The organism is Kitasatospora sp. NPDC002522 (assembly GCF_053595195.1).
Genome location: NZ_JBSFXE010000086.1, coordinates 4,424 through 8,263 on the forward strand (window position 1 = coordinate 4,424; position 3,840 = coordinate 8,263).

1 protein-coding gene is annotated in these 3,840 nt (G+C 72.1%); it reads right to left on the bottom strand.

Annotated elements, in window-relative coordinates; translation table 11 throughout:
• A partial coding sequence (locus ACWD4U_RS34320) for a hypothetical protein (RefSeq protein ID WP_363462108.1) occupies positions 1-3,602 on the bottom strand: 3,602 nt, incomplete at its 3' end.
• Positions 3,603-3,840: the final 238 nt, after the last annotated feature.

Here is a 3,840-nt window from a genome sequence, read left to right on the forward strand (position 1 = left end):
TCGCCCGTCAGCCGCATGTGCCAGCCCTCGAACACCGCGCCCGCCGGGGGGTCGGCCGGAGCTTTTGGCACGGGAATCCTCACGCCGAACACCGTGGTGATGATTCCGGCCTTGACGAGCACCTGGTCCTGCGCGACGCCGAGGGTGTGGGTAAACCATTGCCCGTCGAGGTTGGTGAAGGTGGCCTCGGTGTCGGTCCGCGTGCCCGTGAGCGGCTTGTTCGCGAACCGCTCAGGGTCCCTGTTCGGGAGCTTGACCTGCCTACTGCCGACCGACACGCTGTCTTCATTGGCGATTGTGCGGAACTCGCGGGGAAGGCGTCCGACGAAGGCACCCTTGTCCGTGGGGTCCGGCGGGGAGTAGGTGGGCGGGGTGTACGGCTTCCCGGCCTGCTCGACCGCGCGCCGGTACTTGTATTCTTCGGACGGCTCGTCGTAGGGAATCGGGTCGCCCACGGGTTCGAACGCGTCGCCTCCCGTGACGGAGAGCTGCACCATCCGCCGACCCACCTCGCCGGCCACCCGCACATGCCAGCCCTCGAACACGTCACCCCCACCCTGCCCCGCCGGAGCCTTCGGCAGAGCCACCTGCATGCCGAACACCCTGGTGGACGTGGTACCGGCCGGGATGAACTTCTGGTCGCCGGTGGCCTCCGTGATCTTGGAGTGGAACGGCTGCCCGTCGGGATTGGTGAACCTGACTTGCCCGCCGACCAGCTCGCCCCTCAGCGGCTTGTTCGCGAACCGCTCACGGCCCGTGCGCGGCAGGCTGAACGCGACTCCCTGGAAGATGACCGCGGTCTTGTTGGCGGTCGCGTGGAAGACGGGCTGGAGGCGTCCGCGGAAGGTGACCGGTTTCGCCGGGCCGGGCCCGTCGGCGGCGAGGGGTTGGTGGATTCTGATCGGTTCGGCGTCGTGGTGCGTCACGTCAGGTCCGGACCGGCTGGAGCCGGTGGGGCGGCGCCCGCCTCGTCGTGGCGCGGCGGTGCTTCGCCTGGGGCGGTGTGCGGTTGGGGCTGCGGGTTGGGTTGCGGGCGGGGTGGGGGTGGTGGCGTTGTAGTGGCCGGGCGTGTGGGCGAGGACGGTGTAGTGGTGGTCGGTGGCGAGACGGGTGGCTTGTTCGGAGTCGGGTTGGGTGGTGTCTCCGTCGGGGTGGAGGGCGGTGACGTGTCCGGTGGCGGGGTCGGCGATCAGCAGGCCGCGTTCGAAGTGTCGTGTGTAGAGGTGGGTTGCGGCGGTGCCGAAGGCGTTGTCCCACCGGCGGTCGGCGGTGTGGGTGTCCAGGAGGTCGTCCCAGGCCGGGCCGAGGTTGTCGCGGATGCGTTTCATGAGGCCGTCGTACAGGTCCGGGTGGGCGAGCTGGTCGGCCAGGACGTCCTGTTGCAGGTCGATCGCCTCGAAGAGGTGCGGGTTGTCGGCCAGAAGTTCGGTGAGCAGGTTCGGGCCGGTGGCGAAATCGTTGAAGGCGGCCTTGAACTTCTCCGCCAGGACGTCGCGCAGGTCGGCCGCGCTGCCGTGTTCGGGGTGCATCCGCACCAGCGCGTGGAACAGGCAGTTCCCGTCACCCGACACCGGGTCCACTACCAGGCCCAGCCGCTCCAGCAGCACGCCCGCCCCACCGACCGCCTCCGCCGTCCCCGTGGTGTTCTGTTTCGTTGCGGGTCGGGGGCCGATGGGTCCGCTTCGGGAGGCGGCACGGCCGGCACCTCGGGTCCGTCCGAACTTGGTGGCGCCGTCGAGTGGTTGGAGGGTGTGGGTGGGGTCGGTGGGGTGGGTGGGTTGGTGGTTGGTGTAGCCGGTGGGGAGGTGGTGGTCGGTGTCGCCGTGGGGGGTGAGGTGGCCGCCGCTGAGGGTGGTGTGGGGGGTGTGGTCGGTGTCGCCGCTGTGGGTGTAGGTGCGCCAGAGTGAGTCGGGGCCCAGGACGATCACCGGTTTGCCGTGGGTGTCGATGCCGACGTGGTCGGCGACGATGACCTCGCGGTGGGTGGTGAAGTCGGCTTCGCCGTTCACCATCTTGGGCAGGACCCACACGTCGCCCACGGGCGCCCGGCCGGTGAGCGGGCCGGACACGCCGGGGCGGGGGTTCGCCTGCTGGTGGGCCCACAACGCGCTGAGCGCCGAGGGGACGTGACGCTCCGTCAGCGCGCCGAGGCGGCAGGACAGGAAGTCGATGCGGGTTTTGCCGTCGAGTTTGCCGCTGTCGTGGGCGGCGCGCAGGACGTCGGCGAGTTGTTCGGGGCTGATCGGGGCGCCGGTGTCGCCGATGTGCATCGCGACGGTGTAGGTGTCGTCGCGGTGTGGGAGGTGGTCCAGGGCGTGCTGGTGGCGCTGGTTGGTGGCGGTGGAGTAGGGGCGGGGGTCGCCGATCAGGACGCCGGTGCGGGTCTCGAGGAGGTTGAGGTGGTCGGCGACCGGGGTGTGGTCGAGTGAGATGACGGCGGTCCGGCGGCGGGCGTCGGCGCTCCAGCCGGGGAAGAGTTCGGCGGGGGCTTCGTCGTGTCCGGTCGTGCGGGTGCGGGTGCGGATGGTGGCGTGGGCGGGGCTGTCGAGGCGGTCGAGTTCCTCGGTGAGGCGGCGGTGGAGTTCGTCGGCGACGGCGGTGGCGCGGGCGCGGCCGGTCGCTGCGGCGGTGAGGCGGCCCTCGCCGCTGCCGGTCACGGTGACGACGGGCGGCTGCAGGCCCTGCCGGTGGCGGGCGTCGAGCATGGCGGCGAGGGCCCTGGCGGTCTCGATGATCCGGAGCCGTGTGCCGGGGTCGAGTGTGGTCGAGCCCTTCGCGAAGGAGACTCCGATCGGTGCCGCCACGGCCGGCGACGGTGTGGCGGGGGCGGGGTGGGTCGACCGGTGCGGCAGCCCGACGTCCGCGGACGTGGGCGGCACCTGACGCTCCGCGACGAGGACATGCGGCTGCCGAAGCCCGGCCACCTCCCGCGTGGCGGCGGGCCACCCCTCGACCAGCGGCGGGGCTTCCGGGACCGGCTGCCCGTCGTCGGCGTCGGTGAATGCTTCGCCGATGCGTTCGATGGTGTCGTGCGCCTCCCGGACCTCGGTCGCGTCGAGGGCCGCGGCGCGCTGGTGGGAGACGGTCAGGAGGGTGTCGCGGATGGCGGCGGCGTCGGCGGGGGTGAGGCGCGGGTTGTGTGCGCCGTCCTTCAGGTAGGCGGCGAGGAGGGCGGTGGCGGGGTCGTGTCCGGGTGTGCGGGGGGTCTCGAAGCCCTCGTCGGTCAGGAAGCGCCGCACCTTCGCGACGTCGTCGGGGTGGTTGGCGCCGCCGGGTCCGACCGAGGCGCTCACCTCGAGGCCCATCCGGGTGGCCATGTCCCGGGTGATCGGGGAGTCCAGTGCCTGCCGGTAGCGGCGGGCGATCTCCTGCGCGGTGGCGGCGGGGACCGCGGCCCGCCAGGCCAGCGTGAACTCGGCCGCGTCCGCCGGACGGGTCAGCGACCGCCGCAGGACATTCGCGACGCCGTCGTCGACCAGGCCGAGCACCCGCATCCGGTCCACCACCGACGACAGCTCACGAGCCGTCGCGTCGACGCCCAGGACCCTGCCGCCGGGCAGCACCCCCAGAACATCCGCGAGCCCGGCAGCCGGCTGAACCACCGTCACCCCCTCCACACCCGGCCCCGACACGCCGCCGCGCTCCAACGGCCCGGCACCGTCCCCGGAGACCGCCGACACACCGTCAAGACCACGCGACATGGGGCCACCACCGCCGGAATCCCCCGACACACCGTCAAGACCGTGCGGCACCTGGCCGTCCCCGGAGACCGCCGACACACCGTCAAGACCACGCGGAATATGGTCTGCACCGGTCGGCACCGACACGTCGGCGAGACCG